Source organism: Pseudarthrobacter kochi (genome assembly GCF_055412805.1).
Map to the genome: position 1 here is coordinate 98,331 of NZ_JBVAYV010000008.1, position 24,988 is coordinate 123,318.

General features: G+C 65.8%; 21 protein-coding genes. 5 read left to right on the forward strand and 16 right to left on the reverse strand.

All coding sequences use genetic code 11. From position 1 onward, the window contains the following. Positions 1-3 precede the first annotated feature (3 nt). The gene (gene dapD / locus ACZY0Y_RS06625) at positions 4-1,014 is read left to right on the forward strand and encodes a 2,3,4,5-tetrahydropyridine-2,6-dicarboxylate N-succinyltransferase (RefSeq protein WP_463957159.1); all 1,011 of its coding nucleotides are present in this window, start codon (positions 4-6) and stop codon (positions 1,012-1,014) included. A 68-nt stretch (positions 1,015-1,082) separates the two neighbouring features. Continuing rightward, entirely contained in the window at positions 1,083-1,934 is an 852-nt protein-coding gene (locus tag ACZY0Y_RS06630) for a hypothetical protein (protein WP_463957160.1), read from the forward strand. A gap of 40 nt (positions 1,935-1,974) precedes the next feature. Here ACZY0Y_RS06630 and ACZY0Y_RS06635 read toward each other — a convergent pair whose 3' ends face one another. The 5 genes from ACZY0Y_RS06635 to fdxA all read right to left on the reverse strand — a co-directional run bounded on the left by ACZY0Y_RS06635 (position 1,975) and on the right by fdxA (position 6,484). Next, positions 1,975-2,586, reverse strand: coding sequence for a hypothetical protein (locus ACZY0Y_RS06635; protein WP_463881847.1), 612 nt, complete (start codon positions 2,584-2,586; stop codon positions 1,975-1,977). A gap of 57 nt (positions 2,587-2,643) precedes the next feature. Next, positions 2,644-3,291 carry a TetR/AcrR family transcriptional regulator gene (locus tag ACZY0Y_RS06640; RefSeq protein WP_463957161.1) on the reverse strand — a complete coding sequence of 216 codons (648 nt, stop codon included), beginning with the start codon at positions 3,289-3,291 and terminating at the stop codon, positions 2,644-2,646. A gap of 193 nt (positions 3,292-3,484) precedes the next feature. Then, positions 3,485-4,768 (reverse strand): citrate synthase, encoded by a 1,284-nt coding sequence (locus ACZY0Y_RS06645; RefSeq protein ID WP_160664525.1) that lies wholly within the window; start codon positions 4,766-4,768, stop codon positions 3,485-3,487. 228 nt (positions 4,769-4,996) lie between these two features. Next, positions 4,997-6,145 carry a succinyldiaminopimelate transaminase gene (gene dapC / locus ACZY0Y_RS06650; RefSeq protein WP_463957162.1) on the reverse strand — a complete coding sequence of 383 codons (1,149 nt, stop codon included), beginning with the start codon at positions 6,143-6,145 and terminating at the stop codon, positions 4,997-4,999. 12 nt (positions 6,146-6,157) lie between these two features. Then, positions 6,158-6,484 carry a ferredoxin gene (fdxA, locus tag ACZY0Y_RS06655; protein WP_056425597.1) on the reverse strand — a complete coding sequence of 109 codons (327 nt, stop codon included), beginning with the start codon at positions 6,482-6,484 and terminating at the stop codon, positions 6,158-6,160. Positions 6,485-6,651: 167 nt separating this feature from the next. Here fdxA and ACZY0Y_RS06660 point away from each other — a divergent pair, with 167 nt between their 5' ends. Further along, the gene (locus ACZY0Y_RS06660) at positions 6,652-6,903 is read left to right on the forward strand and encodes a putative acetyltransferase (protein WP_463957163.1); all 252 of its coding nucleotides are present in this window, start codon (positions 6,652-6,654) and stop codon (positions 6,901-6,903) included. A gap of 259 nt (positions 6,904-7,162) precedes the next feature. Here the strand turns inward: ACZY0Y_RS06660 and ACZY0Y_RS06665 are convergent, their stop codons facing one another. The 3 genes from ACZY0Y_RS06665 to typA form a co-directional block, all read right to left on the reverse strand. Further along, positions 7,163-7,972: a hypothetical protein gene (locus tag ACZY0Y_RS06665; RefSeq protein ID WP_463957164.1), complete on the reverse strand. Its 810-nt coding sequence runs from the start codon at positions 7,970-7,972 to the stop codon at positions 7,163-7,165. Positions 7,973-8,358: 386 nt separating this feature from the next. Then, on the reverse strand, positions 8,359-8,715 hold the full coding sequence (locus tag ACZY0Y_RS06670) for a hypothetical protein (RefSeq protein WP_463881862.1): 357 nt from the start codon (positions 8,713-8,715) through the stop codon (positions 8,359-8,361). Positions 8,716-8,770: 55 nt separating this feature from the next. Then, entirely contained in the window at positions 8,771-10,699 is a 1,929-nt protein-coding gene (typA, locus tag ACZY0Y_RS06675) for a translational GTPase TypA (protein ID WP_160664517.1), read from the reverse strand. 268 nt (positions 10,700-10,967) lie between these two features. On the opposite strand from typA, the gene ACZY0Y_RS06680 reads away from it, so the two are divergent. Then, positions 10,968-11,858 (forward strand): SGNH/GDSL hydrolase family protein, encoded by an 891-nt coding sequence (locus ACZY0Y_RS06680; protein ID WP_463957165.1) that lies wholly within the window; start codon positions 10,968-10,970, stop codon positions 11,856-11,858. An 89-nt stretch (positions 11,859-11,947) separates the two neighbouring features. Here ACZY0Y_RS06680 and ACZY0Y_RS06685 read toward each other — a convergent pair whose 3' ends face one another. The 5 genes from ACZY0Y_RS06685 to ACZY0Y_RS06705 all read right to left on the reverse strand — a co-directional run bounded on the left by ACZY0Y_RS06685 (position 11,948) and on the right by ACZY0Y_RS06705 (position 19,454). Next, on the reverse strand, positions 11,948-13,666 hold the full coding sequence (locus ACZY0Y_RS06685; RefSeq protein ID WP_463957166.1) for an ABC transporter ATP-binding protein: 1,719 nt from the start codon (positions 13,664-13,666) through the stop codon (positions 11,948-11,950). Positions 13,667-13,677: 11 nt separating this feature from the next. Continuing rightward, positions 13,678-14,628 (reverse strand): ABC transporter permease, encoded by a 951-nt coding sequence (locus ACZY0Y_RS06690; protein WP_463957167.1) that lies wholly within the window; start codon positions 14,626-14,628, stop codon positions 13,678-13,680. Then, positions 14,618-15,547, reverse strand: coding sequence for an ABC transporter permease (locus ACZY0Y_RS06695; RefSeq protein ID WP_463957168.1), 930 nt, complete (start codon positions 15,545-15,547; stop codon positions 14,618-14,620). The genes ACZY0Y_RS06690 and ACZY0Y_RS06695 overlap by 11 nt, the downstream gene beginning before the upstream one ends. 139 nt (positions 15,548-15,686) lie before the next feature. Continuing rightward, entirely contained in the window at positions 15,687-17,372 is a 1,686-nt protein-coding gene (locus ACZY0Y_RS06700; RefSeq protein WP_463957169.1) for a peptide ABC transporter substrate-binding protein, read from the reverse strand. Positions 17,373-17,624: 252 nt separating this feature from the next. After that, the gene (locus ACZY0Y_RS06705) at positions 17,625-19,454 is read right to left on the reverse strand and encodes an ABC transporter ATP-binding protein (protein ID WP_463881869.1); all 1,830 of its coding nucleotides are present in this window, start codon (positions 19,452-19,454) and stop codon (positions 17,625-17,627) included. A 79-nt stretch (positions 19,455-19,533) separates the two neighbouring features. Between ACZY0Y_RS06705 and ACZY0Y_RS06710 the strand changes: the two genes are divergently transcribed. Then, on the forward strand, positions 19,534-20,163 hold the full coding sequence (locus ACZY0Y_RS06710) for a PH domain-containing protein (RefSeq protein ID WP_463957170.1): 630 nt from the start codon (positions 19,534-19,536) through the stop codon (positions 20,161-20,163). A gap of 39 nt (positions 20,164-20,202) precedes the next feature. Here the strand turns inward: ACZY0Y_RS06710 and ACZY0Y_RS06715 are convergent, their stop codons facing one another. The 3 genes from ACZY0Y_RS06715 to ACZY0Y_RS06725 all read right to left on the reverse strand — a co-directional run bounded on the left by ACZY0Y_RS06715 (position 20,203) and on the right by ACZY0Y_RS06725 (position 24,803). Beyond that, positions 20,203-21,270, reverse strand: a complete 1,068-nt coding sequence (locus ACZY0Y_RS06715) for an ABC transporter permease (protein ID WP_463957181.1) — start codon at positions 21,268-21,270, stop codon at positions 20,203-20,205. 26 nt (positions 21,271-21,296) lie between these two features. After that, complete coding sequence (locus ACZY0Y_RS06720; protein ID WP_463957171.1) at positions 21,297-22,838, reverse strand: ABC transporter permease; 1,542 nt, start codon at positions 22,836-22,838, stop codon at positions 21,297-21,299. Between the two features lie 183 nt (positions 22,839-23,021). Next, on the reverse strand, positions 23,022-24,803 hold the full coding sequence (locus ACZY0Y_RS06725; protein ID WP_463957172.1) for an ABC transporter family substrate-binding protein: 1,782 nt from the start codon (positions 24,801-24,803) through the stop codon (positions 23,022-23,024). Between the last annotated feature and the right edge of the window lie 185 nt (positions 24,804-24,988).

A 24,988-nucleotide genomic window follows, 5' to 3' on the forward strand; every position in this document is an offset into this window, starting at 1 on the left:
GGCATGACTGAAACCGCTTCTTCCGCTGTGCCCGCAGACGCCCGCTCGGCCTATGGTTATGGCGTCGCCACGATCGCCACCGGCAACGGTGAAGCCACCGTGCTGGACGTCTGGTTCCCGGCACCGGCCCTCGGAACAGCGACGGAAAGCCTCCGCGATGTGGCCAACGCGGACCAGTCGCTGCTCGACATCGCCGCGACCGGGGCCGACGCCGACCGCGGCACCGAACAGAACGTCGTGTTCGCCCAGATCCACCTCGACGAGGCGCCCGCCGACACCGCCGACGCCTACCTGCGCCTGCACCTGCTCTCCCACCGCCTGGTCCAGCCGAACACCATCAACCTGGACGGTATCTTCGGGAAGCTGCCCAACGTGGTGTGGACCAACTTCGGACCCGCCGCCGTCGAGGGCTTCGAACTGACCCGTGCACGGCTGCGCAAACGCGGCGCCGTCACCGTCTACGGCGTGGACAAGTTCCCCCGCATGGTCGACTACGTCATCCCCTCCGGCGTACGCATTGCCGACGCCGACCGCGTCCGCCTCGGCGCGCACCTGGCCGAGGGCACCACGGTCATGCACGAGGGCTTCGTCAACTTCAACGCCGGCACCCTGGGCACGTCCATGGTGGAAGGCCGCATCTCGGCCGGTGTAGTCACCGGTGACGGGTCCGACGTCGGCGGCGGCGCCTCGATCATGGGCACGCTGTCCGGCGGCGGCAAGGAAAAGATCTCCCTGGGCGAACGTGTGCTGCTCGGCGCCAACTCCGGAGTGGGCATCAGCATCGGCGACGACTCCGTCGTCGAGGCCGGCCTCTACGTCACGGCCGGAACCCGCGTCCGCGTGGTCGGGGCCAGGGACGCCGACGGCGAGGACACCAGCCAGATCGTCAAGGCCGTTGAGCTCTCCGGCGTCCCCAACCTGCTCTTCCGCCGCAACTCCTCCACCGGTGAAGTTGAAGTCCTCCCCCGCAAGGGGCAGACCGTGGAACTCAACGAAGCCCTGCACGCCAACTAAGGTGGAGTGCGGAAAGCCAACCGTCAGCAGAATGTACCGGCCCCGCACGGGCCTGAGGGAGTAGTTTCGTGGCACGCAGAGGCAGCTTGCGCCGTCGTCTTGTGCTGCTGCTAACCCTGGCCATGGTCGCGGGCGGGGTCTACACGGCGGTGGCGTTCGTGCAGCGGTCGGAAGTCCTCATTACCGAACGCTGCACGGCGGTGGGCGGCGGCAGCGCCGAACTTGCCACGGACCAGGCCGCCAATGCCGGACTCATTTCCGCCGTCGCCGTCCGGCGGGGGCTCCCGGCCCGGGCCGCCAGCATCGCGCTGGCCACCGCCATGCAGGAGTCCAAGATCCGGAATATTAGCCACGGGGACCAGGCCGGCCCGGACTCCCGCGGCCTCTTCCAGCAGCGCCCCTCGCAGGGCTGGGGCACCACGGAACAGGTCATGGACCCGTACCACGCGAGCAACGCCTTCTATGATGCCCTCGTGAAGATCCCGGACTACCAGGCGCTGGATATCACGGTCGCCGCGCAGCGGGTCCAGCGCTCGGCCTACCCCGACGCCTACGCCGAGCACGAGGGGATGGCCCGTGCGTTCGCCTCCTCACTGACGGGCCAGACCGCCGCGGGCCTCGACTGCACGCTGCGCGACCCCGACGCCGCGGGCGATACGGCCGCCGTGCAGGAGCGGCTGGCCGCCGACTTTGGCAGCATTCCTGCCTCCACGGAGGGACGCAGCCTCGTGCTGGAAGCCGAGGGCACCCGGGCGTGGGCCGTCGCCCAGTGGGCGGTAGCCAACGCCAAGGCCCTCTCCGTCACGGAAGTCCAGGTCGACGGGCGCAGCTGGACACGGCAGGACCGCAACGGCTGGCAGCCCTCCGGGGCACCGGCGGGACAGGTCAGGGTCACCGTCGCCGAAGCCCCGGCGCAGTAAGCGGACGCTACCGCCGGCTCCCGCCCGGGACCGGCCGGACTCAGACCAGCAGGTCCACGACGGGCTGCACGTAGCTGCGGAACAGTTCCGGCTGGGACAGCAGATCCGAGCTCATGATGATCTTGTCGGGCTCCAGGTACCAGGCCCGCGGCTCGGCGAGGGGCAGTTCGATGATGGTCAGGGTGAAATCATTGGCAGCGCGGCCCACCTCGAGCAGCCGGTCGTCCACCATGTCCTGCAGTAGTTGCACCCCGCCGGCGGCTTCGCGCTCAGCCTCCAGCGCCAGGTACTCGCCGCGGCGTTCCCGGGCCCAGGTCAGCGCAGCACCGAAATGCGCCTGCAGCACCCGCCGGAGGGCGGGGGAATTGCCGAAGTCACGGAAGCCGGGCGGCCCCAGTTCCGGCGACATCTCGGGATGCGCCTTCAGGAGCTGCTCCCACCAGGCTTCCCACTCGGTCTTGAGCGCGCTGAGACCGCCCACCTCCGCAATGAGGTGCGAATGGTCCGCCGGCCGGATCTTCGGCGCCGCGTGGGACAGGGCCGGATGCCCCGCGCTGTCCAGGCCGGCGGCGTCACGAACGTAAAGTGCAATGAGCATGGGACCCGAAGTGTCCATGGTGATCCGCCAGCCCGGCCCGCCTGTGTGGTGCATCCAATTGCCTCCTTGGCAAGACGTACGTCTCCAGTGTATTCCTCAAGTAATTGCGCGTTAATGGCTGCCGGCGTAGCTGCCCATTCCGGTGAGATGGGACTCCAGCACGTCGCTGCACATCTGGGCAGTCATCCATTCGGGCTGCAGCAGGGCGTGCATGGTGAGACCGTCCAGGGTGGCCAGCAGCCGCTCCGCCTCGGTCACCAGTCGCTGCTGGTCCATGGTCGCGCCTGTGTTGCCGGTGTCAGCCTGGCCCGCCAGTTCCATGACGAGCCGGCCGACGATCGCGGCCACGGCCCGGTGGCTCCGGTCGGCTTCCGGGGCGAGGAACGGCTTGGTCCTCGCCGCGTTCTTGAACGCCATCCAGACACAGGCGTCGACGGCGCGTTCCTCGTCCAGCGGAAGGAACTCGCCCAGCAGGGTTAACACGCCCTGATGGTGTTCCAGGGTCCCCGGCCGCGTCCCGGCGAGGCGCTCGTCGGCGGACGCCAGCCTGCCGACGACCCGGTCCACAACCACCCCGAACGAATGGGCCAGGAGTTCGTCGCTGCTGGCGAAGTAGTGCCGGACGGACCCGACAGCCAGTTCGGCCTCGTCTGCGACTTCGCGCAGCGACGCCCGCTCAAGTCCATCGGCCGCGACGATCCGGAAGACCGCTTCGACCACTTCCTGGCGCCGGATTGCGGCGTCGACAAATTTGGGCATTAGTCCTTTTTAGCACGGATGTGCCCGCACGACGCCGGGGCACACCGGCAATCGGCCTCCCACCTCGGCCGATGGCCGCCACCGCCGCCATGGGCCCCATCGTGCGGAGAGAAAAAATCCTCTGGAGAGAGAAAAACGACGCCGGCCGCTCACCTTGTGGGGTGAGCGGCCGGCGTCGTACTTCCTGAGTGCATTACACCGAAGGGTAGTTGCGCTCCGGCTCGCCGATGTAGAGCTGGCGCGGACGGCCGATCTTGGTGTTGGGGTCGCTGATCATTTCACGCCACTGCGCGATCCAGCCCGGAAGCCGGCCGATGGCGAAGAGTACGGTGAACATCTTCTCCGGGAAACCCATGGCCTTGTAGATCAGGCCGGTGTAGAAGTCCACGTTCGGGTAGAGCTTGCGCTGGATGAAGTAGTCATCGTTCAGGGCCTTCTCTTCGAGGCGCAGGGCGATCTCCAGGAGCTCGTCATTGCCGCCGAGCTTGGTGAGAATCTCGTGGGCCGTGGCCTTGACGATCTTGGCGCGCGGGTCGTAGTTCTTGTAGACGCGGTGCCCAAAGCCCATGAGCCGGACGCCGTCTTCCTTGTTCTTGACCTTCTCCATGTAGTCCTCGGGCCTGGTGCCGTCGGCCTGGATCTGGCGCAGCATCTTCAGCACGGCCTCGTTGGCGCCGCCGTGGGCGGGGCCGAAGAGGGCGTTGATGCCGGCGGACACGGAGGCGAAGAGGTTCGCGTTGGAGGATCCGACCAGCCGGACCGTGGAGGTCGAGCAGTTCTGCTCGTGGTCGGCGTGCAGGATGAGGAGCAGGTCCAGCGCCTTGGCGACGACCGGGTCCACCTCGTACTGCTCGGCCGGCAGGCCGAAGCTCAGGCGGAGGAAGTTCTCCACGAGGTTGTGCGAGTTGTCCGGGTAGAGCATGGGCTGGCCGATGCTCTTCTTCAAGGCGTACGCGGCGATGACCGGCATCTTGGCCAGCAGGCGGTAGGTGGAGACCTCCACCTGCTCGGCGTTGAAGGGATCCAGCGAGTCCTGGTAGAACGTGGACAGCGCGGACACGGCCGAGGACAGCACCGGCATCGGGTGGGCGTCGCGCGGGAAGCCGCTGAAGAAGCCCTTCAGCTCTTCGTGCAGCAGGGTGTGGTGGCGGATCCGCTGGTCGAAGGCTTCCAGCTCAGTGGCGGTCGGCAGGTTGCCGTAGATCAGCAGGAAAGAAACTTCCAGGAAGCTCGAGTGCTGCGCGAGCTGCTCGATCGGGTAGCCACGGTACCGCAGGACACCGGCGTCGCCGTCGATGTAGGTGATGGCGGAGGTGGTTGCTGCGGTGTTCATGAATCCGGGGTCAAAGGCAACGGCACCGGTCTGCTTCAGCAGCTTGGAAACGTCGTAGCCTTCGTTTCCTTCTACAACCTTGATGCGCGGGAGTTCGAGCTCGCCGCCGGCATGGCGCAGGGTTGCGCTGGTGGTCTCAGTCATGGAGTCTCCTCTGAGGCATCGGGGCCTCTGTAGAAAGCTGGTCCAACTTCTGGTGAAGCCGCCCACGGAACCTGTTTTAGCCACAAATTCCAACGGCTGCGCTGCCTTCTTGTGGAAAGCCACCATTGATAGTCAGTTAAAAACTACCGGCAGATTCCGGGTGGCACTAATCCAAGGCCATCCGTAGCCGCCTAAAACACGCCAGTTGTGGCACGTGTCACAGCATTGTTACGGCCCCGTGGCCAGACGGGAGGCTGCAGCGTCGATCCGCTCATCGCTTGCCGTCAGCGCCACGCGGATGAATCCGCTGCTGGCATCACCGTAAAACACGCCGGGGCCGACGACGATCCCGCGGTCCGCGAGCCGGCCGACCGTCTCCCAGGTGCCCTCGCCCGCGGTCGCCCACAGGTAAAGCCCGGCCTGGGATTCGTGGATGGTCAGCCCGAAGCGCTCCAGTGCCGGCACCATCCGTTCCCGGCGGCCGCGGTAGAGGTCCTTCTGCGCCTGCACGTGGGCATCGTCGCCGAGCGCGACGCGCATGGCTTCCTGGACCGGGTACGGAACAATCATGCCCGCGTGCTTGCGGCTGTTGACCAGGTTCGCCATGATGGCGGAGTCACCGGCTACGAAGGCGGCGCGGTAGCCGGCCAGGTTGGACTGTTTGCTCAGCGAGTACACGGCCAGGAGGCCCTCATGGGACCCCTCTGCGACCTGCGGGTCCAGGATGCTGGGCACCGGCGCTCCGCCGCGCTGGACGTCCCATTCACCCCAGCCGAGCTCGGCATAGCACTCGTCCGAGGCCACGACGGCGCCGAGCCCGCGGGCCTGCCGCACGATCCGGCGGAGCGATTCGGCGTCGCGGACGCTGCCGGTGGGGTTCGCCGGGGAATTGACCCACACGAGGCGCACCCTGGCACGCGTGGCTGCATCAAGCTCATCCAGGTCATCCGCGGCGATGTGCTCGGCACCGGCGAACGTGGCGCCGATGTCGTACGTCGGGTAGGCGACCGTGGGGCGGACGACGACGTCTCCCGGCTTGAGGCCGAGCAGGAAGGGGAGCCAGGCCACCAGTTCCTTGGAGCCCACGGTGGGCATAATGTCCCGCGGATCGAGCCCGGGAACCCCGCGGCGTCGTTCAAACCAGGCCGCGATGGCTTCCCGGAGCCCGGCCGCGCCGTGGACCGTGGGGTAGCCGGGGGCGTTCGCCGCCGCGCGCAGGGCTTCCTGGACCACGTCGGGGGTGTCATCCACCGGGGTCCCGATGGACAGGTTCGCGACTCCCCCGGGGTGTTCGGCTGCCCTGGCGATGTACGGCGCCATGGCCTCCCACGGGTAGTCGGGCAGGTTGAGGCCGAAGCTGCGCAGCGCAGATGTCACCGACGCCCCGCCTTAGCTCTCTTGGTTCTGCGGCGGCAGGGCGGCGATCATCGGGTGGTCCGTGTGCGTGTTGCCGACCTTGGCTGCCCCGCCCGGTGACCCCAGAACATCGAAGAACTCCACGTTGGCCTTGTAGTAGTCGGCCCATTCCTCCGGGGTGTCGTCCTCGTAGTAGATGGCTTCGACGGGGCAGACCGGCTCGCAGGCACCGCAGTCCACACACTCGTCGGGGTGGATGTACAGGGAACGCTCACCCTCGTAGATGCAGTCGACGGGGCACTCTTCAATACATGCCTTGTCTTTGACATCTACACACGGCTGCGCGATTACGTACGTCACGTCCCTGGCCTCTCCACGTTGGTTCCGGCGAAGGCCGGATAACTGCTCCCGGCCTGAGCGCCGGGCTGCTGACTTCTGAGCCTATTATCTCCCAGCCTATTCCCGCGAACCTAGCCGGGCGTCGCACGGGGCGGAACTGTTGGATCTAGCGGACCTAGGATGAACTGGTGAGTTCATCGAAGCCTTCGCCCCAAGAGTTCCTGGCTGCCGCCACGCCTGGAACCCGGGTGGTGGTCAGATACCGGATTGAGGGCGGGCTCACGGACGCCCTGGGTGAGCTTGTGGCGAGCACCGCGGACACCTGCACCATCCGCACCCGCCGTTCCGACGTCGTGATCCCGCTGCCGCTGGTGGTCGCCGCCAAGCAGGTCCCGCCGCCCCCGCCCCGCCGCGGCCCCACTGGACATGCCCTCCCCTAGCCGCGCCCACGGGACATGCCCTCCCCTAGCCGTGACCAATGGACATATAGCCTCTATGTCCAATCCCGGCCGTGACTGGTGGACATGCCCAGCGGTCCCGTCGGCGAAAAGTGGACATGCTCTCCCCAGCCCGGCCGCCTGCGTTGGACATGTCCCTGACGCCCCCGCCGGCGAACACTGGGCATGTCCAGCGGGGGGCGGCGAAAGCCGCACATGCCCGGGAGAAGGAACGCTTGGTTCCGAAAGGACCTGTCCAGTCCTAGGCGGCAAGGGAGAGCCTCCTGAGGGCCTCACGGACCATGACGATGAACTCCTCGGGCCGGTTCAGAAGTAACGAATAGCTGACGACAAGGACCGGGATGCCGCGCCTGGTTGTCACGTTCCACCGGCGTCTGTCCTCCTCGAAGCTTGTCCGGTCCATATGGAAGCCCGCCCCGTCCGTCTCAATGCCGAGCCTGCCGTCGACCATGAGATCAATGTGGCCCATTCCGGGGATGTTGACCTGTGACTCCACGTGGAAGCCGGCCCTCCGCAACCAGTACCGGGCCATGCACTCGATGATTGACTGCGATTGCGGGACGATCCTGGCCACCAACTTGCGTTCCCTCGCATCATTGCGGCCAGCCAGCCGCTGCCGCAGCAAGGGGAGCGGCAGGCCTTTGAGTGCGACGGCGGACTCGGCAATCACCAGGCCGTCCAGATCCGGCAGGCATCGCAGGCTCTGTACGACTGTGTCGAGCAGGGTGGGCGGCGCAGCGGACCGGTGGCAGACGAATCCTGGGTAGCTGCGGCTGTGGGTGAGCGCGATGTGAGGTTGTGCGGGCGGCCGAAGAACCCAGAGACCCTGGAAGTGGGCCGCTGTGGCACACGCGGGCTCCGCCGGCAGCGACCGGATGGCGATGAGCCCGGCGTCGGCGTCGGCGACAGCGTAGACGCCGCGGGCCACCCCGGAGACAGCGCCCGAGGCCAGGGCCGACTTCAGCTGGAAGTCCGATACGCCCGCGGCAGCGAGGTGTTTGGCGCGCGCGACGCCGTCGTAGTTTGAAAGAACTTCGGTGATTTTGACCATGTGGACATCGTGGCTCCGGAAGACGCAGTCCAAACAGGGCCGTGTACCGCTATGTGCAAAAGGGCATGCCCCTCGTTGCGGGCCGGCCGGAACATATTCCGCGGTCAGGACCGGGCAGGTCCCGAGATCAGGAACTGCGCATGTCCCCCGGAGTGGGCAGCGGAGGGACATAGTGCCGCTATGCCCACCCGCGGCCTCGAAGAATGAGCATGTCCCCTGCGGAGGGCGGAGCGCGAAGAATGGGCATGTCCCCCGGAGTGGGCAGCGGAGGGACATAGTGCCGCTATGCCCACCCGCGGCCTCGAAGAATGAGCATGTCCCCTGCGGAGGGCGGGGACGAAGAATGGGCATGCCCCGCGGGGCGGGCAGCGCGAAGAAGGGCGCGCCTAGGCCTGGGCCGGCCGGTAGCGCCGGCACCAGGCCAGCATGCCGATGGTGACCACCGCGATGCCATAGATCCAGAGATTACCGGCCAGGTCGCCGATGATCAGGCGCCTGCCGTTCTCCAGTGTGGACCACCAGCCGGCCAGCGCATAGCAGACGACGCCGCAGGCCGCCGTCGGAAGCACGGAACGGAACATGGCGCCGAGCCACAGTTCGACGGCGCCCAGCAGCACCAGGGCGGCGGCGGCACCCCACGGCACCCCGACGCCGGCGACCAGGCTGTCCTGCCCGTGCAGGGCGGTACCCGCGAGGGCAACAAAAAGAGCTGCCGGCACGGCGGCGGCTATACCGCCTGCCATACCGGCAGCTCTCTTATTCACAAATGATCCGTTGTTTCAGCGAAAAACGCTGGAACTAGACCTTCGCGCGGGCCCGGTTGGACTTGGCGCGCTGGTTGACGTCCAGGATGAGCTTCCGGATGCGGATGGATTCCGGGGTGACTTCGACGCACTCGTCTTCGCGGGCGAATTCGAGCGACTCTTCGAGGGTCAGGTCGCGCGGGGGCGTCAGGTTCTCGAAGGTGTCGGAGGAAGCGGCACGCATGTTGGTGAGCTTCTTTTCCTTGGTGATGTTGACGTCCATGTCATCGGCGCGGGAGTTCTCGCCGACGATCTGGCCCTCGTAGACCTCGGAGGTGGGCCGGACGAAGAAGGAGCCGCGTTCCTGCAGGTTGATCATGGCGAACGGCGTCACAACACCGGCGCGGTCGGCGATCATCGAACCGTTGGTGCGGTATTCGATGGGGCCGGCCCAGGGCTCGTAGCCCTCGGAGATGGAAGCTGCGATGCCGGCGCCGCGGGTGTCCGTGAGGAACTTGGTGCGGAACCCGATCAGGCCACGGGCCGGGACGATGAACTCCATGCGGCACCAGCCGGTGCCGTGGTTGGCCATGTTGGTCATGCGGCCCTTGCGGGCGGCCATGAGCTGCGTGACGGCGCCGAGGTACTCTTCCGGCACATCGATGGTCATGTGCTCCATCGGCTCGTGGACCTTGCCGTCGACGAGCTTGGTGACAACCTGCGGCTTGCCGACGGTCAGCTCGAAGCCTTCGCGGCGCATCTGCTCGACCAGGATGGCCAGCGCGAGCTCGCCACGTCCCTGGACTTCCCACGCATCCGGGCGCTCGGTCGGGAGCACCTTGATGGAGACGTTACCGATCAGTTCCTTGTCGAGGCGGTCCTTGACCTGGCGGGCCGTGACCTTGGCACCCTTGACCCGGCCGGCCAGCGGCGAGGTGTTGATACCGATGGTCATGGAGATGGCCGGATCGTCGACGGTGATCAGCGGCAGCGGCTGCGGGTTGTCGACGTCGGTCAGGGTCTCACCGATGGTGATTTCCTCGATACCGGCGACGGCGACGATCTCGCCGGGGCCTGCGGACTCGGTCGGGACGCGGTCCAGTGCCTTGGTGGCCAGCAGTTCCGTGATCTTGACGTTCTTCAGTTCGCCGTTGGCGCGTGCCCACGCAACGGTCTGGCCCTTGCGCAGGGTGCCGTTGTAGATACGCAGCAGTGCCAGGCGGCCGAGGAACGGCGAGGCATCCAGGTTGGTGACGTGCGCCTGGAGGACACCGTTCGGGTTGTAGGTCGGCGCGGGGATGTGCTCGATGATGGCCTTGAAGAGCGGCTCGAGGTCCTCGTTGTCGGGGGCCGAACCGTCGGCGGGCTGGTCGAGGGACGCGCGGCCGACCTTGGCGGCGGCGTAGACGACCGGGACGTTGAGGATCTTGTCCAGGTCCAGGTCCGGAACTTCGTCGGCGAGGTCGGAGGCCAGGCCCAGGAGCAGGTCCATGGACTCGTGGACAACTTCTTCGATCCGGGCGTCAGGACGGTCGGTCTTGTTGACCAGGAGGATCACCGGCAGGTGGGCGGCGAGGGCCTTACGGAGGACGAAGCGGGTCTGGGGCAGCGGGCCCTCAGAGGCGTCAACGAGGAGGACGACCCCGTCGACCATGGACAGGCCGCGCTCGACCTCGCCACCGAAGTCGGCGTGGCCGGGGGTGTCAATGACGTTGATGGTGATGGTCTCGCCCTTGGAGGACGGTCCGTTGTAGGCCACGGTGGTGTTCTTGGCCAGGATGGTGATGCCCTTTTCGCGCTCGAGGTCACCGGAGTCCATGACCCGGTCCTCAAGGTGGTTGTGCGCGGCAAAGGAGTTGGTCTGCTTGAGCATGGCGTCGACCAGAGTGGTCTTGCCGTGGTCAACGTGGGCCACGATCGCGACGTTGCGCAGGTCACTGCGCGATGCAGTGGCTACCGCGGTGTTGGTGGTGGTTTCAGACATGCGTTATTGCTCGATTCAGTGGTGAAGTCAGCTGTTGTATCGCGACATTTCCAACCGGAACGCACGACGGATACGCCCCTTTGGCACAGGGCACCTTCATCCATTCTAAACGCTTGGGCATTTATTGGCCTAAAATCCATCATTCCCGCAGGTCAGGCGGGGCAGTCAGGACGGGAGAATGGCGCCGCGGGTGTGAGTAAAGTCACTGGATTTTCCGGCTTCCATGCCCCATCATTGCTGGGACAGCAACGCCAGCTCGGAGACATTAATGCGCAACGCCCCGGCTCTGTCCCGCTTGGTCGCTCCGATGATCGCCGTTGGCATCCTTGTTGGCGGCTGCGGACAGACTCCCCCCGCCCGTACCGCCGACCCGACAGCCGGCAACGGCATCTACGGCCAGGCCGTTCCTGCACCCGGCGCGCCGATGGCTGCCGGCTCGAACGCCACCGGGAAGCTTCCCTCATCAACGGCTCCGGGCACCATGCCGGCGGGCACGGTCTACCGGAATCCTGCCAATGGCCGCAACGAGGTGGTGGTGGCGGACATCGCCAGGACGGCCGTGCTGATCGGCGATTCCCAGTCCGAGCCCGCGTCTTCCTGGCCCCGGACGGCACTGGCAAGCCTGGGCTACCAGGTGCACTTCTGTGGCCGCGGCGGCACCGGCTTTGTCTCCTCCAACGGCACGACCGGCAACTATATAGATGCCCTGCAGCGCGGCGACTGGCTGCTCCCCTACGGCTCGCCGCCCCTCGTCGTGATTGAGGGCGGCGGCAACGACGCCTCCCGAGGCGCGACCGATGAGCAGATTTCAGCCAATGCGGAGCGGCTGATCGCCAGCATCCGGCAGCGCTACCCCGATGCGCGGCTGGCCGTGGTCGGAACACTCGCCCGCGGTGCTGCGGATGGCGGGGGCCGCCGCACCGAGGTCGACACGCTGCTGGGCGCCGTGGCGGCCCGGCAGTCGGTTCCCTTTGTCAGCGTTGGAGACTGGCTGACGCGCTACAACCTCACCGACTACATGGCCGACGGCGTCCACATGGCCCCCGGGGGACACGCCGCGCTGGCCGTTCTGCTGGCGCAGCGGCTCGACGGGCTCGGTCTGCGGACAGCGGAGTCCCGGACAGCAGAGTCCGAACGGGCGGCGCCGGCAGACCGCTGAAAGCGGCGGACGTTTCTTAAGTGACAGGAGCCGGCGTCCCCCCGGGGGCGGACACCGGCTCCTGCGCGTTCAGCTCACGTCAGCCAAGCTCAGGCAACTTCCGGCGGCAGCATCAGGCGCGCACCCGGGATGGCGTTGAGCAGCGCCTTGGTGTAGTCCCGCTGCGGCGCGTCGAAGACGTCGTCGGTCGAGCCGGTTTCCACCAGCTTGCCCTTCTCCATCACGCACACGTGGTCGGCGATCTGCCGCACCACCGCGAGGTCGTGGGTGATGAACAGGTAGGTCAGGCCCAGCCGGGACTGCAGCTCGGCGAGCAGGTTCAGCACCTGCGCCTGCACCAGGACGTCCAGGGCGGACACGGCCTCGTCGCAGATGATCACTTCGGGATCCAGGGCCAGGGCACGGGCGATCGCGACGCGCTGGCGCTGTCCGCCCGAGAGCTCGTTCGGGTACCGCTGCATGGTGGACTGCGGCAGTGACACCTGGTCCAGCAGCTCGCGGACCTTCTTTTCGCGGCTGGCCTTGTCCCCGATCTTGTGGACGCGGAGCGGCTCCTCGATGGTCCGGTAGATGTTGTACATCGGGTCCAGGGAACCATAGGGGTCCTGGAAGATGGGCTGCACCCGGCGGCGGAACGCGAAGATCTCCTTGGTTTTCAGCGCGGAGGTGTCCACGCCGTCGAACACGATCTTTCCGGAGGTCGGCTCCAGCAGGTTCAGCACCATCTGCGCGACGGTGGACTTCCCGGAACCCGACTCGCCCACGATCGCCGTCGTCGTTCCGCGCTTGACGCTGAAGGAGACGTCGTCGACGGCGGTGAAGTCCGCCGACTTGCCGAACCCGGAGCGCAGCTTGAAGACCTTGCTCAGGTTCTGGATCTGCAGCACGTCGTCCGTCTGCGTCGGGGCAGCCACTGCAGCCTCCGCGGGGGCCAGCAGCTCGTTCGTCGTGACGCCGAGCTCCTTGGCCACCTGGATGCGCCGTGACGCCAGCGACGGCGCCGAGGCCACCAGCCGCTGGGTGTAGGGGTGCTGCGGGTTCTGCAGCAGCTCCAGGGACGGACCCGCCTCGACGACGTTGCCGCGGTACATGACCACGACCTTGTCGGCACGCTCCGCTGCGAGGCCGAGGTCGTGGGTGATGAGCAGCACGGACGTGCCCAGCTCCGAGGTCATCTTTTCGAGGTGGTCCAGGATCTGGCGCTGCACGGTGACGTCCAGGGCCGACGTCGGCTCATCGGCGATGAGCAGGCGCGGCTGGCAGGACAGGCCGATGGCGATCAGCGCGCGCTGGCGCATGCCGCCGGAGAACTCGTGCGGGTACTGCTTCGCCCGCCGGGCGGCGTCGGGCAGGCCGGCCTGCGCCAGGACCTTCGCGACGTCGTCGGGCCCGCTGGGGCGGCCGTTGGCCTTCAGCGTCTCCTTGACCTGGTCGCCGATCTTCCAGACCGGGTTCAGGTTGGACATCGGGTCCTGCGGGACCATGCCGATCGTGTTGCCGCGCAGTTCGATCATGCGCTTCTCGGATGCGTGCGAGATGTCCTCGCCGTCGAGCAGGATCTGCCCGCCGGCAATGCGGCCGTTCCCGGGCAGCAGGCCGATGGCGGCCAGCGCCGTCGTTGACTTGCCGGATCCGGACTCGCCGACAATGGCGACGGTCTCGCCGGGCATGATGGTCAGGTGTGCGTTGCGCACGGCCTGGACTTCGCCGCTGCCGGTCTTGAACGAAATCGCGAGATCGCGGATTTCCAGCAGCGGCCGGTCGGCCGGGGTTCCGGCCTCTTGAATCGTGACGTCGGAAGTTGTCATGGTTGCCTCCTTCATCGCTGACGGCTCTTCGGGTCGAGCGCATCACGGAGGGCGTCGCCCAGCATGATGAAGCTCAGCACGGTGATGGACAGGGCTGTTGCCGGGTAGAGCAAGACAGCCGGGTTGGTGCGGATGGAGGACTGCGCGGCGGAGATGTCGTTACCCCAGGACATCACGGAGCCGGGCATGCCGATTCCGAGGAACGAGAGTGTGGCTTCGGCGACGATGAAGACGCCCAGTTCCATGGTCGCGAGCACAATGATGGGCGCCAGGGCGTTCGGGAGCACATGGCTGACCAGGGAACCGATCCGGGAGACACCGAGCGACCGGGCAGCCGTCACGAAGTCGGCGTTGCGGACCTCGATGACGGCGCCGCGGGTAATGCGGGCCATCTGCGGCCAGCCGAGGACCACGAGCACGAGGACCACCGTCCAGACACCGCGGTTTTCCCGCATGAGCGGAAGCTGGGTGAGGACCAGGGCGCCGAGGACGATCGGCAGGGCGAAGAAGATGTCGCCGAGCCGGGCGATGACGGTGTCAACCCAGCCGCCGAAGAAGCCGGCCAGGGCGCCGAGGGTGACGCCGATGATCAGCACGGAGATCACGGAGAACACACCCACCATGAGCGATGCCTGGGTGCCGTGGATGATGCGCGAGTAGATGTCGCAGCCCTGGAAAGTGAACCCCAGCGGGTGGCCTTCGGTGGGTGCTCCGTTGGAGTTCGCCAGCTCGCAGCCGTTGTCCGGGGCCACCTGGGTGAAGAGCCCGGGGAACACCGCCACCACGATGATCAGCGCGATCATGACCGCGGAGATGATGAAGAGCGGCCGACGGCGGAGCTTGCGCCAGGCGTCTGCCCAGAGGCTCAGCGGGGCGTCGTTGACTTTGACGGCATCCGTTGCCAGCAGAGGGGTTTCCTCGACCGGGGCAACAAAGTGCTCGAATTTTCGATTAGTTTTCATAGCGGATCCTCGGGTCAAGCCAGGCGTACAGCAGATCGACCAACAGGTTGGCGAGTACGAAGACCAGCACCAGGACGCTCACAATGGCGACCACGGTGGGGCCTTCGCTTCGGAGAATGGCCTGGTACAGCTTCTGGCCAACGCCGGGGACATTGAAGATGGCTTCGGTCACGATCGCGCCGCCCATCAGGCCGCCCAGGCTCGCGCCGAGGTACGTGATCACGGGGATCAGCGAGTTGCGCAGGACGTGGGTCACCACGACCTGGCGCCGGGCGAGGCCCTTGGCGGTGGCGGTGCGGACGTAGTCGGCGTTCATGTTCTCGATGACGGACGCACGCGTCAGGCGCAGCACGTAGGCGAAAGAGACCATACCGAGGACCACCGCGGGGAGGATCAGGCTTCCCCAGGTGACATTGGAACCGACCGTGGGTTTGGCCCACCCCAGCTGGACTCCGATCAGCAGCTGCAGCGCGAAGCCGAGCACGAAGGTGGGGATGGCGATCACAACGAGCGAGAGCACGAGGACCGTGCTGTCGAAGATGCCGCCCTTGCGCAGGCCGGCGACGAGGCCGAAGGCGATGCCGAACACGCCCTGGATGATGAGTGCTTCGATGGCGAGCATGGCCGTGACCGGGAAGACGCGGGCCAGGGTGGCAGCGATCGGCTGGCCGGTGAAATCGACGCCGAGGTTGAACGTGAAGAGGTTCTTGAGGAACAGCCCGTACTGTACCCAGAACGGCTGGTCCAGGTTGTACTGCTGGCGCAGCTGCGCGATGACCGCCTCGCTCGGCGGGCGGTCGCCGAAGAGCGCGCGGATGGGGTCGCCCGGAAGGGCAAAGACCATGAAGTAGACGAGCAGGGTGGTTCCGAGGAATACCGGAATGACCTGCAGCAGGCGCCGGAGGATGAACTGGATCACAGCAGCGCCTCCGGTGTGATGGTGGAACGAAGGGGAATCATGGGGACAGCTTCCTGCCGGTTTCAAGCATATGGGGGTCCGGCAAGGCCGGACCCCCAAGCTTTAGTGATGTGTGAATGAGTTCCGCAGAACTCAGGAACTACTTGGCCGTGATGGCCCAGTACTGCAGAACGCCGTTCCAGCCGGAGTCAACGTTGCTGACATTCTGGCTCCAGACAGCCTGGCGGGCGGAGTACCACAGCGGCAGGTTGGGGAGGTCCTTGAACAGGACCTCCTGCGCCTGGGTGAACTTCTTGTTGGCGTCGTCCGTGGACTTGGCGCCCAGGCCCTCAGTGAGAAGCTTGTCGAACTCGGGGTTCGAGTAGGCCTCGTAGTTGGCGCTGGCACCGGTCTTCAGGAGCGGGCCCAGGAAGTTGTACAGCGACGGGTAGTCGGCCTGCCAGCCGGCGCGGGTCAGGCCCGGCAGTTCCTTGGCGACGCGCAGCTTCAGGATTTCAGCGAACTTGGCGAACGGCTGGCCTTCGGCCTTGATTCCCAGGTTGTTCTTGAAGTTGTTGGCAACGGCGTCGATCCATTCCTTGTTGCCGCCGTCGGTGTTGTACGCGAGCTGCAGGGTCTTGTCTGCAGGCCACGGGCTCATGGCATCAGCCTTGGCCCAGAGGTCCTTCGCCTTGGCGGCATCGAACTTCAGGACCTCGGAACCGGCGACGTTGTCGTTGTAGCCGTCAACAGCCGGGGATGTGAAGTCCTTGGCCGGGATGCGGGTGCCGGAGAAGATGACCTTGGTGATTTCCTCGCGGTTGATCGCCATGGAGAGGGCCTGGCGGCGCAGTTTGCCTGCTTCGCCCTGGAACTCGGGCAGGTAGCCCGGGATGTTCAGGGTGGAGTTGCCGGCGTACGGCTTGTTCAGGTTGTTCTCCGGGAAGTCCGTGGTGTAGGTCTTCAGCGCGTTGGTGGGGAGAACATCCGTCACGTCCAGGTTGTTGGCCTGGATATCCGTGTAGGCCGGGGCCGGATCGGTGTAGAACTTGAAGGTCACGCCGCCGTTCTTGGCTTCGCGGGCCCCCTTGTAGTCAGGGTTCTTGACGAGGGCGATCTGGCTGTCGTGCTGCCAGGCGCCTTCCTTCTCCATCTTGTAGGGGCCGTTGCCGATGGGGTTCTCGCCGAACTTCTTCGGGTCCTTGAGGGCGTCGGCGGGCAGCGGCATGAATGCCGAGTAGCCGAGGCGCAGCGGCCAGTCGGCCTCCGGCTGCGTCAGCTTGACCTCAATGGTGGAATCGTCCTTCAGGACCAGTCCGGAGAGGGTCTGTGCGGTGGGGGCAGGAACCTCGGTTACCTTGCCATCCGCTCCGGTCTGCTTCGAGGTGGCGCTGACGGCGTCATAGCCTTCGACGGACTCAAAGAAGCTGCTGTTGCCCTGCGCGTTGGTGCTCAGCGCAGCAAAGTTCCAGGCGTCAACGAAGCTCTTGGCGGTGACTTCCTCACCATTGGTGAACTTGGTGCCCTTTTTGACCTTGATGGTGTAGTTCTGGCCGTCCGCGGATTCGATGGACTCGGCCAGGGCGTTGACAGACTTGCCGCTGGGATCGTAGCTGGTCAGGCCCGCGAAGAGGAGTTCGACGACGCGGCCGCCGTAGACTTCGCCGGTATTGGCGGGCATCAGGGGGTTCTGCGGTTCGTTGCTGTACGCGGTGATGACCTTGTTGGGGTCGCCGGCAGCCTGGCTGCCACCGTTTGAGGTGCCGCCTCCGGCGCCGCATCCGGCCAGGGCGAGAGCGGCGATGGCCACCATGCCCAGTGCTTTGGAAGTGCGCGAAAAACGCATTCCGCCTCCTATGAGTTGTGGGAGTTCGTGAGGGAAAGACTTGTGCTTCCCCGCAGGCAGGCACAGGGGTATCCCCTGTGACGTGGCCTACATATACGAGTAGCCTAACCCGAGACTGTCCAGATGGTGGAACTCTGTTGCCAAACCGTGACCCGGCAATAGCGTGACCGTTGGCGTCAAGCGCAATGTATTCTAAGTCACACACTACCGGCTGGTAGTATTCGGCGGTCGGCGAACCCAGTTAACCTTGGGTTAACTCTGTCCCGCTGCGAGCAACTGGGCACGCAACTCGCGGCGTTCCCGCTGTTTTTCCGGATCCGGGAGCGGCACCGCGGCCAGAAGCCGCTGCGTGTAAGGTTCCTGCGGGTTGCGCAGGATCTGGTCCCGGGTGCCCTGCTCGACGATGCGTCCGCGCTGCATCACGCAGATCCGGTCCGCCAGCACGTCAACCACGGCGAGGTCGTGGGTGACGAAGAGGCAGGCGAACCCGAGCTCCTTCTGCAGGTTCTGGAACAGATCAAGCACCTTGGCCTGCACGGACACGTCCAGGGCCGAGGTGGGCTCATCAGCGACCATCAGTTTCGGCTTCAGCGAGAGCGCCCGCGCAATGCCCACTCGCTGCTTCTGCCCGCCGGAGAGCTCATGCGGGTAGCGGTTGCGGTAATTCCGCGGCAGCTCCACCTGGTCCAGCAGCGCCTCGATGCGTTTCTGCAGCTCGCCGCCTTTGGCCACCCCGGCGAGGAACATCGGCTCGCCGATGCTCTCGCCGATCGGAAGACGCGGGTTCAGCGACGACGACGGGTCCTGGAACACCATGCCGACGTGGCGGCGCATCTCGTGCAGCTGCCGGCCGTTCCTCTTGGCGGCGGAAATGTCCTGCCCAACGACCTTCATGGTCCCGGCCGCGACCGGCAGCAGCCCGACGGCGGCGCGGCCGATGGTGGTCTTGCCCGAACCGGACTCCCCCACCAGGCCGACAACCTGCCCCGGATAGATGACCAGGTTGGCGCCCTCCACGGCGCGGAAGGCGGGCACCCGCCCCTGCTTGGGGTACTCGATGGCGACGTCCGTCAGCTCCAGGACCGGCTGCCCCTGCGGCTTGGCGGCCTCCGCGGCCGCCAGCGCCGCCGCATTTTCACGCTCGCGCCGGAGGAGCTGGTCTTCCGGGATGGAGGAGAGTTCGGCGTTGGTGGCGGCGGCGAGGGCGGCGGTGACATCGACTTCCGCGGCCGGGTCCGCGCCGCCCTGTCCGAGGTGCGGAACGGCAGCCAGCAGGGCCTTCGTGTATTCGTGCTGGGGGTTGTGGAAGATTTCCGCGGCCGTGCCGGTTTCCACGATCACGCCCCGGCGCATCACGGCGATCCGGTCGGCCAGGTCGGCGACAACTCCCATGTCGTGGGTGATCAGGACGATGGCGCTGTCCAGCTTGTTCCGCAGGTTGCGCATCAGGTCCAGGATTTCCGCCTGGACCGTTACGTCCAGGGCGGTGGTGGGCTCGTCGGCGATCAGCAGCTTCGGATCGCAGGAGAGCGACTGGGCGATCATCGCGCGCTGGCGCTGGCCGCCGGAAAGCTGGTGGGGGTAGGACCGGAAGGCCTTCTCCGGATCCGGCAGCTCCACGAGCTCGAGCATGCGCAGGGCGCGCAGCCGGGCTTCGTCGGGCGAGACTTCGCTGTGCAGGCGGACGGTCTCCACGATCTGGGCACCGACGGTGTAGACCGGGTTCAGGGCAGTCATGGGCTCCTGGAAGATCACAGCGACGTCCTTGCCGCGGACGGCACGGATGTTGGCCTCGTTCGTCCCCAGCAGCTCCTGTCCGGCGAGCTTGACACTTCCAGTCACACGGCTGTTGCTGGGCAGCAGGCCCAGCAACGCCATCGAGCTGGCGCTCTTGCCCGAGCCGGACTCCCCCACGATGGCGAGCACCTCGCCGGCACGGACCTCGTAGTTCAACCCGATGGCGGCCGGGACCCATTTCTTGTCCACGCCGAAGTCGACGCTGAGATCGCGGACTTCCAGGACGGGTGCCCCCTGGCCTGGTGCCGGGGTGACGGCCGGGTCGACGGCGATGAAGTCAGTCATGATGGGGTCTTCCTTCCACCCGAGCCGCCGGTTCACCGGGAATTAGTGCTGTGGCTCGGAATACTGAATTATTGGGGGCATGAGCTCTGCGCCACATGCCGGTACCGATGAAATCTTCAAAGCCCGCACGAACAAGTGGTTCGCGTGGCTGTCCTGGGCGGTGGCGGCTTTCGGCATCGTGGTGACCGCGGTCTCCGCAGGTCCCGGGGCCCTGACCGGCATCGCCCCGCTGGTGCTGGTCGCGTTCCTCGGCTGGCAGCTGTTCTGGATGCCCGCCGTCGTGGTGCATGAGAGCGGGGTCAGCCTGGAAAATCCGTTCCGGTCCATCGCCGTTCCCTGGGCGGCCCTGGTGCATGTCGATACGCGTTTCGCGCTGACGCTGGTCACCGCCGAGAAGAGCTACACGTCCTGGGCCGCACCGGCGCCCGGCATCTGGGGCGGCCGCAATGCCCGTCCCGAAGACCTCCGGGGACTTCCGGCAACAACCTACGGGCCCGGCCGGTCCGTGCGGCCCGGAGATCTCAAATCCACGGACTCCGGCCAGGCCGCCCGGCTCGTGCGGGAGCGCTGGGACGAGCTGGTGGAGAGCGGCCGGCTTTCGGCCGGCGACGCCGCCTCCACCCGGGCGACCGTGACGTACCGCTGGGCGGCAATAACCGTTGACATACTGCTTCTGGCGGCCAGCTACTGGGCCGTCGCCGTCCAGTAGGCGGCGGCCCGGCCGGGCGGCACGGAACCGGACCGTCATCTACGTGTCCTTGAGTTCGTTGAAGGCAGTGACCGGAGCCGGATCCGCTTCGGTTTCCGCAGCCTTCTTGGCATTGAACTTTTTCTGGCGCGGATCGAACGCATCCCGCAGGCCGTCTCCGATGAAGTTGATGCTCAGGCAGATCAGCACGATGAACAGGCCCGGGAACCAAAAGAGCCACGGCCGGGTCGCGAAGGCGGCCTGGTTCTGCGAGATGAGCAGCCCCAGCGAGGTGTCCGGCGCCTTGACGCCGACGCCAAGGTAACTCAGGGCCGTCTCGGTGAGGATGGCCGCCGACATGGTCAGTGTGACGTTAACGATCAGCACGCCGATGGCGTTGGGCAGGATGTGTTTGAAAATGATGCGTCCGTTGCTGGCCCCGGAGATCCTTGCCGCATCGACGAACTCACGCTCGCGCAGGGACAGGAACTCACCGCGCATCAGGCGTGCCAGCCCCACCCAGCTGATCAGGCCAAGGAAGATCCCGATCGCAAGGACGCCGTTGTTGCTGGCGAAGGAGGCAAACCAGCTTCCTTCATCCCGCCGTCCGGCCAGTTGTGCCATCACGGCTGCGAGCAGCAGGGCCGGAATGATGATGATGACGTCCGTGAGGCGCATCAGGATCGCCTCGGTCCAGCCGCGGAAGTAGCCCGACAGCGCACCGACGATGACGCCGATCAGGCCGGCGATGAGGCCGATCACGATCATGATGGTGATCGACTGCTGGGCCCCGCGCATGGTCATGGCGAAGAGGTCGCGGCCGATCCGGTCCTGGCCGAACGGGTGCTCCCCCCATGCCGGCGGGAAGAAGGACGCGGTGGGCGCGCCGTCGTTGACCAGCGGAGACACGTCCTCGTGGCTGTACTTCCACCAGCCGGGGATGCCCGCATACCCTACGGAGGTGAAGGCCACGATGAAGATGGTGGCGAAGACCACGAGCCCGATGATCGCGCCGGAGTGGCCGAGGAACCGTTTGCGGACAATCTGGCCCTGGCTGAGGCCCTTGGCCTCGAGAATGGGTTCGATTCCGGCGGCGTCCGTGCGGCCCACACCGGCATCTTCGGCCATGATTTCATCCTGCTGACTTGGCTGGCTCATGCTTTTACCCTTACCCGTGGATCAAGTGCGGAGTACGCAAGGTCCGCAATGAGGTTGAAAACCATGGCCGTGATGGCCACGCAGATGAAGACGCCCATGACGGGGTTGGGGTCGATGTGCTGGATGCCGTCAAGGAAGAGGAACCCCATCCCCCGGACGGAGAAGACCGACTCGGTGATGACGGCGCCGCCGATCAGGCCGCCGATGTCGAACGCGACAATGGTGGCGATCGGGATCAGCGCGTTCCGGAAAGCGTGGCGCATGACGACGGTCCGCTCCGAAAGCCCCTTGGCCCGGGCGGTCCGGATGTAGTCCATGTTCATGATTTCCAGCATCGATGCGCGGGTGAAGCGTGTGTAGCCGGCCAGCGAAATCAGGATCAGGGCCACGGTGGGGAGGATCAGGTGGGTGAAGGAGTCCAGGCTGAGGATCCAGAAGTCACCTTCGATGTTCGGTGTGCTGGCGCCGATGGTGGCGATGGGACGGCCGCGGACCCGGCTGTTGTTGAAGTAGCTCGGCCACGCCTGCATGTAGCGGTCCATCAGGATCAGGAATCCCACCAGGAACGAGGTCAACGCGGCTGCGCGCATCGACTGGCCGCGGTCGTAGCCACCCATCAGGAATCCGATCCCCATGCCGACTAGCACGGCAGCCACAGCGAGCAGCACGATCATCAGGAACGTGGCCTCATCCAGGAGAGGCTGGATCACGAAGTAGACAACCAGTCCCACGCCGACGGCGATCAGGGCGGACTGCAGCGCCTTGCGGTTTTTCAGGCCGGCCGAGAGCAGCGTGACGGCGAACGCGATGCCGACGCCCGCGATGGCGATGACAACGGGACCAAGCCCGGGGTTCTTGAACCACTCGGTGGCGGAGAAGTACATCAGCACGGCGCTCACGAACAGGAAGGCCACGCCCCCGGTGAGCAGCCGGCGCCCCATTGCGCCGCCTGCGGCCACCGCCGTGATCACTCCGGCCAGGGCGCCGATTGCCAGCGCGCTGGCTATCGGAACATCGGGATTCCGGAGGAAGTCATTGAAGCCGATCGCGCCGAATTCCTTGAGCAGGACGGCGACCCAGAAGATCGGCAGGGAAAAGAACAGGAACGCCATAAACGTCACGCCGTAATCCAGGGTGCTGTACTGGCGCAGGGCGGTGACGATGCCCAGCGTGATGCCGATCAGGATGGCCAGGATGGTGGCGCCGGTGACGAGTGTCAGGGTCTGGATCAGCGCGTGCCCCAGGGCATCGGTGATGGGCTGGCCGGCGATGTTCTTGCCGAGATCACAGGAGTTGGCGAAGGGGATGAGGCATTGCGCCGCACCGCCGAGCCATTTGAAGTACCGCAGAGGGGCGGGAGTGTCCAGCTGCAGGAGTTCGGTCCGTGCGTCGATCAGCTGCTGTTTGTTGGGCGCGCTGCTGGCACGGAATTCCTCGAGCGGATCCCCCGACGCCGCTGTCAGGAGGTACACCAGGAAGGACGCGCCGAGAAGGATGAGTGCGGCGGTAATCAGCCGCCGGAATATGTAGGTCACCATTGGAATCGAACCTCGGTATTCGGGCCCAGGGATTGCCCGGACCGGTCGCGGAGTCTGGCCTGTTCCCGCCGGTAGTGCGGCGGGGGCCAAGGCATCGTCAGGGGGTGCCGCCAGAAAGGCGTCGGGACCGATCGTGCCTTGGTCCCGACGCCTTTGCTGGCAAATGCTACGTGCGGTCGTCGGCTACTTCTGAGCCCACTCCCAGAAGTTCCACCAGACACCGGTCTGGTTCGGCATGTACTTCACGCCGGTGATGCGGTCGCTGTACGCGTCGACACCGACTGCCTGGAAGAGCGGAAGACCGTAGGCGGAAGCCCAGATCTTCTTGTCGATCTGGGCGATGAGGGCGTCCTGCTTGGACTTGTCCGTGGTGACAATCAGTTCGTCCATCAGCTTGTCGGCTTCGGGATCGGTGAACAGGTTGAAGTTGGAATCGTTGCCCGACTTGAAGATCTGCGGAACACCGGAGACACCGACGCCCGGGTTGATCCAGCCGAAGATGGTGGCGTCGTAGCCGCCCTTGCCGAGGGCCTTGCCCCAGTCGGACTTGCCAAGGCCGCCGTCGACGATCTTGAAACCGGCCTTGGTGGCGGACTCGCGGATCAGCGAGAAAGCGTCAACGCGGTTGGGGTTGTCCTTGTTGTACATGATGCGGACTTCGGGGGTGGCGCCGTTGAGAAGCTTCTTGGCGCCGTCGATGTCGACGTCCTGGTAAGCGGAGGAGCCGTTGTTCTTGACCGAGTCGGCGTAGGCAGCCTGGTCCGGGACGAACAGCTGGGAGTCCAGCGGCGCCGCCTTCGGGTCAAGCTTCTTGACGATCTTGTCCACGATGTCCTTGCGCGGAACAGCCTTCATGAACGCCTCACGGACGTTCTTCTCCGCGAACGGGCCGCTGTAGTTGAGGTCGATGTGGTCGTAGGAGAGCTGGTTGCCCTGGTCGACCGTGACGCCCTGGCTCTGCAGCGCCTTGAGCTGGTCCACCGTGTCGGCGGAGGCCTGCGGGGCGATGATGTCTGCCTCGCCGTTCTTGAGGGCCTGGACCTGGGCTGCGGAATCGCCAATGTAGCGGACGGTGATTTCGTCGAGCTTGGCCTCCGGACCCCAGTTGTAGTCCTTGTTCTTGACCATGGTCAGGGACTGGTCCTGGTTGACGCCCTTGACGATGTAGGGGCCGTTGGAGAGGTACAGGCTCGGGTCCGCCGGCAGGGTCTTGGAGTCAAACCCGGTGTTCCACAGCTCGGCCATGGCCTGGAGCTGCGCGTTGGCGGCCTTGGGGGCCTTGGAGTCGCCGCGCGGCGTGCTCTTGAGCAGGTCGACGAACGCCTTGGCGTCCGCCAGGCCTGCCTTCTTGGCCAGGACGTGGGCGGGGATGTCGATGCCGGGGCCGCCGAGCGCGATTTCCCAGTCGGCAAAGGGCTTGGAGTACTTGATCGTCATGGACTTGCCGTCGGCGCTGAGCTCCGGGAAGTCCGTCAGGGCGATACCGGTGGGATCGCCGGCGTACGAGAAGTAGGACGTTCCGGTCTTGGCTTCCGAATCGGCGTCGTTGTAGTACCCGGAGAAGGCGGCCCACTGCAGCAGGAGGTCAGCTGTCGTGACGGGCGTGCCGTCTGACCACTTCACTCCGTCATTGATGGTGTACTTGACGGTCAGCGGATCGTCCGAACTCTTCTCCATCTTGCCGAACTTCTCGTTGCGGACAACGTTCAGCTTGTTGTCGATGTAGAAGAAGCCCGAGTGGGTGGCGTAGCTGATCTTTGAGTTGATGTCTGTGTTGCCGTCAGCCGTGTTGGGGTTGAACGTGTTGAAGGCGTTCACCTCCACGACTGTGGCAGATCCGCCTGATTTGCTTGCTGCCGCAGCAGTGGTCGGGGTTGTCCCGCCGCTGTTGCCGGCGCAGGCGCTAAGGGCCAGGGCAGCTGCTGCTGCCACGCCCACTGCTTTGGAAATACGACCGAATCGCATTCCGCCTCCTTGTTTCTGTGGTGTGGTTGAGACCGAGGCCGTAGGCACCGGGCAGACGTCCACACTCCCCCAGCGGCAGTGTGGCCCGTCTCACATGGGATGAAGCGTAAACCCCACATTCAGCCGTACGCGCGGAAAGTTGACCAGCTGTAAAGTTCGTTACCGAGCTGCAACATTTGACACGC

Coding starts and splice junctions, on each gene's coding strand:
- dapD (WP_463957159.1), top strand. CDS start 4: ATGACTGAAACCGCTTCTTCCGCTGTGCCCGCAGACGCCCGCTCGGCC.
- ACZY0Y_RS06635 (WP_463881847.1), bottom strand. CDS start 2,586: ATGCACCACACAGGCGGGCCGGGCTGGCGGATCACCATGGACACTTCG.
- ACZY0Y_RS06640 (WP_463957161.1), bottom strand. CDS start 3,291: ATGCCCAAATTTGTCGACGCCGCAATCCGGCGCCAGGAAGTGGTCGAA.
- ACZY0Y_RS06645 (WP_160664525.1), bottom strand. CDS start 4,768: ATGACTGAGACCACCAGCGCAACCCTGCGCCATGCCGGCGGCGAGCTC.
- ACZY0Y_RS06665 (WP_463957164.1), bottom strand. CDS start 7,972: ATGGTCAAAATCACCGAAGTTCTTTCAAACTACGACGGCGTCGCGCGC.
- ACZY0Y_RS06670 (WP_463881862.1), bottom strand. CDS start 8,715: ATGGCAGGCGGTATAGCCGCCGCCGTGCCGGCAGCTCTTTTTGTTGCC.
- typA (WP_160664517.1), bottom strand. CDS start 10,699: ATGTCTGAAACCACCACCAACACCGCGGTAGCCACTGCATCGCGCAGT.
- ACZY0Y_RS06680 (WP_463957165.1), top strand. CDS start 10,968: ATGCGCAACGCCCCGGCTCTGTCCCGCTTGGTCGCTCCGATGATCGCC.
- ACZY0Y_RS06685 (WP_463957166.1), bottom strand. CDS start 13,666: ATGACAACTTCCGACGTCACGATTCAAGAGGCCGGAACCCCGGCCGAC.
- ACZY0Y_RS06690 (WP_463957167.1), bottom strand. CDS start 14,628: ATGAAAACTAATCGAAAATTCGAGCACTTTGTTGCCCCGGTCGAGGAA.
- ACZY0Y_RS06700 (WP_463957169.1), bottom strand. CDS start 17,372: ATGCGTTTTTCGCGCACTTCCAAAGCACTGGGCATGGTGGCCATCGCC.
- ACZY0Y_RS06705 (WP_463881869.1), bottom strand. CDS start 19,454: ATGACTGACTTCATCGCCGTCGACCCGGCCGTCACCCCGGCACCAGGC.
- ACZY0Y_RS06710 (WP_463957170.1), top strand. CDS start 19,534: ATGAGCTCTGCGCCACATGCCGGTACCGATGAAATCTTCAAAGCCCGC.
- ACZY0Y_RS06715 (WP_463957181.1), bottom strand. CDS start 21,270: ATGGCCGAAGATGCCGGTGTGGGCCGCACGGACGCCGCCGGAATCGAA.
- ACZY0Y_RS06720 (WP_463957171.1), bottom strand. CDS start 22,838: ATGGTGACCTACATATTCCGGCGGCTGATTACCGCCGCACTCATCCTT.
- ACZY0Y_RS06725 (WP_463957172.1), bottom strand. CDS start 24,803: ATGCGATTCGGTCGTATTTCCAAAGCAGTGGGCGTGGCAGCAGCAGCT.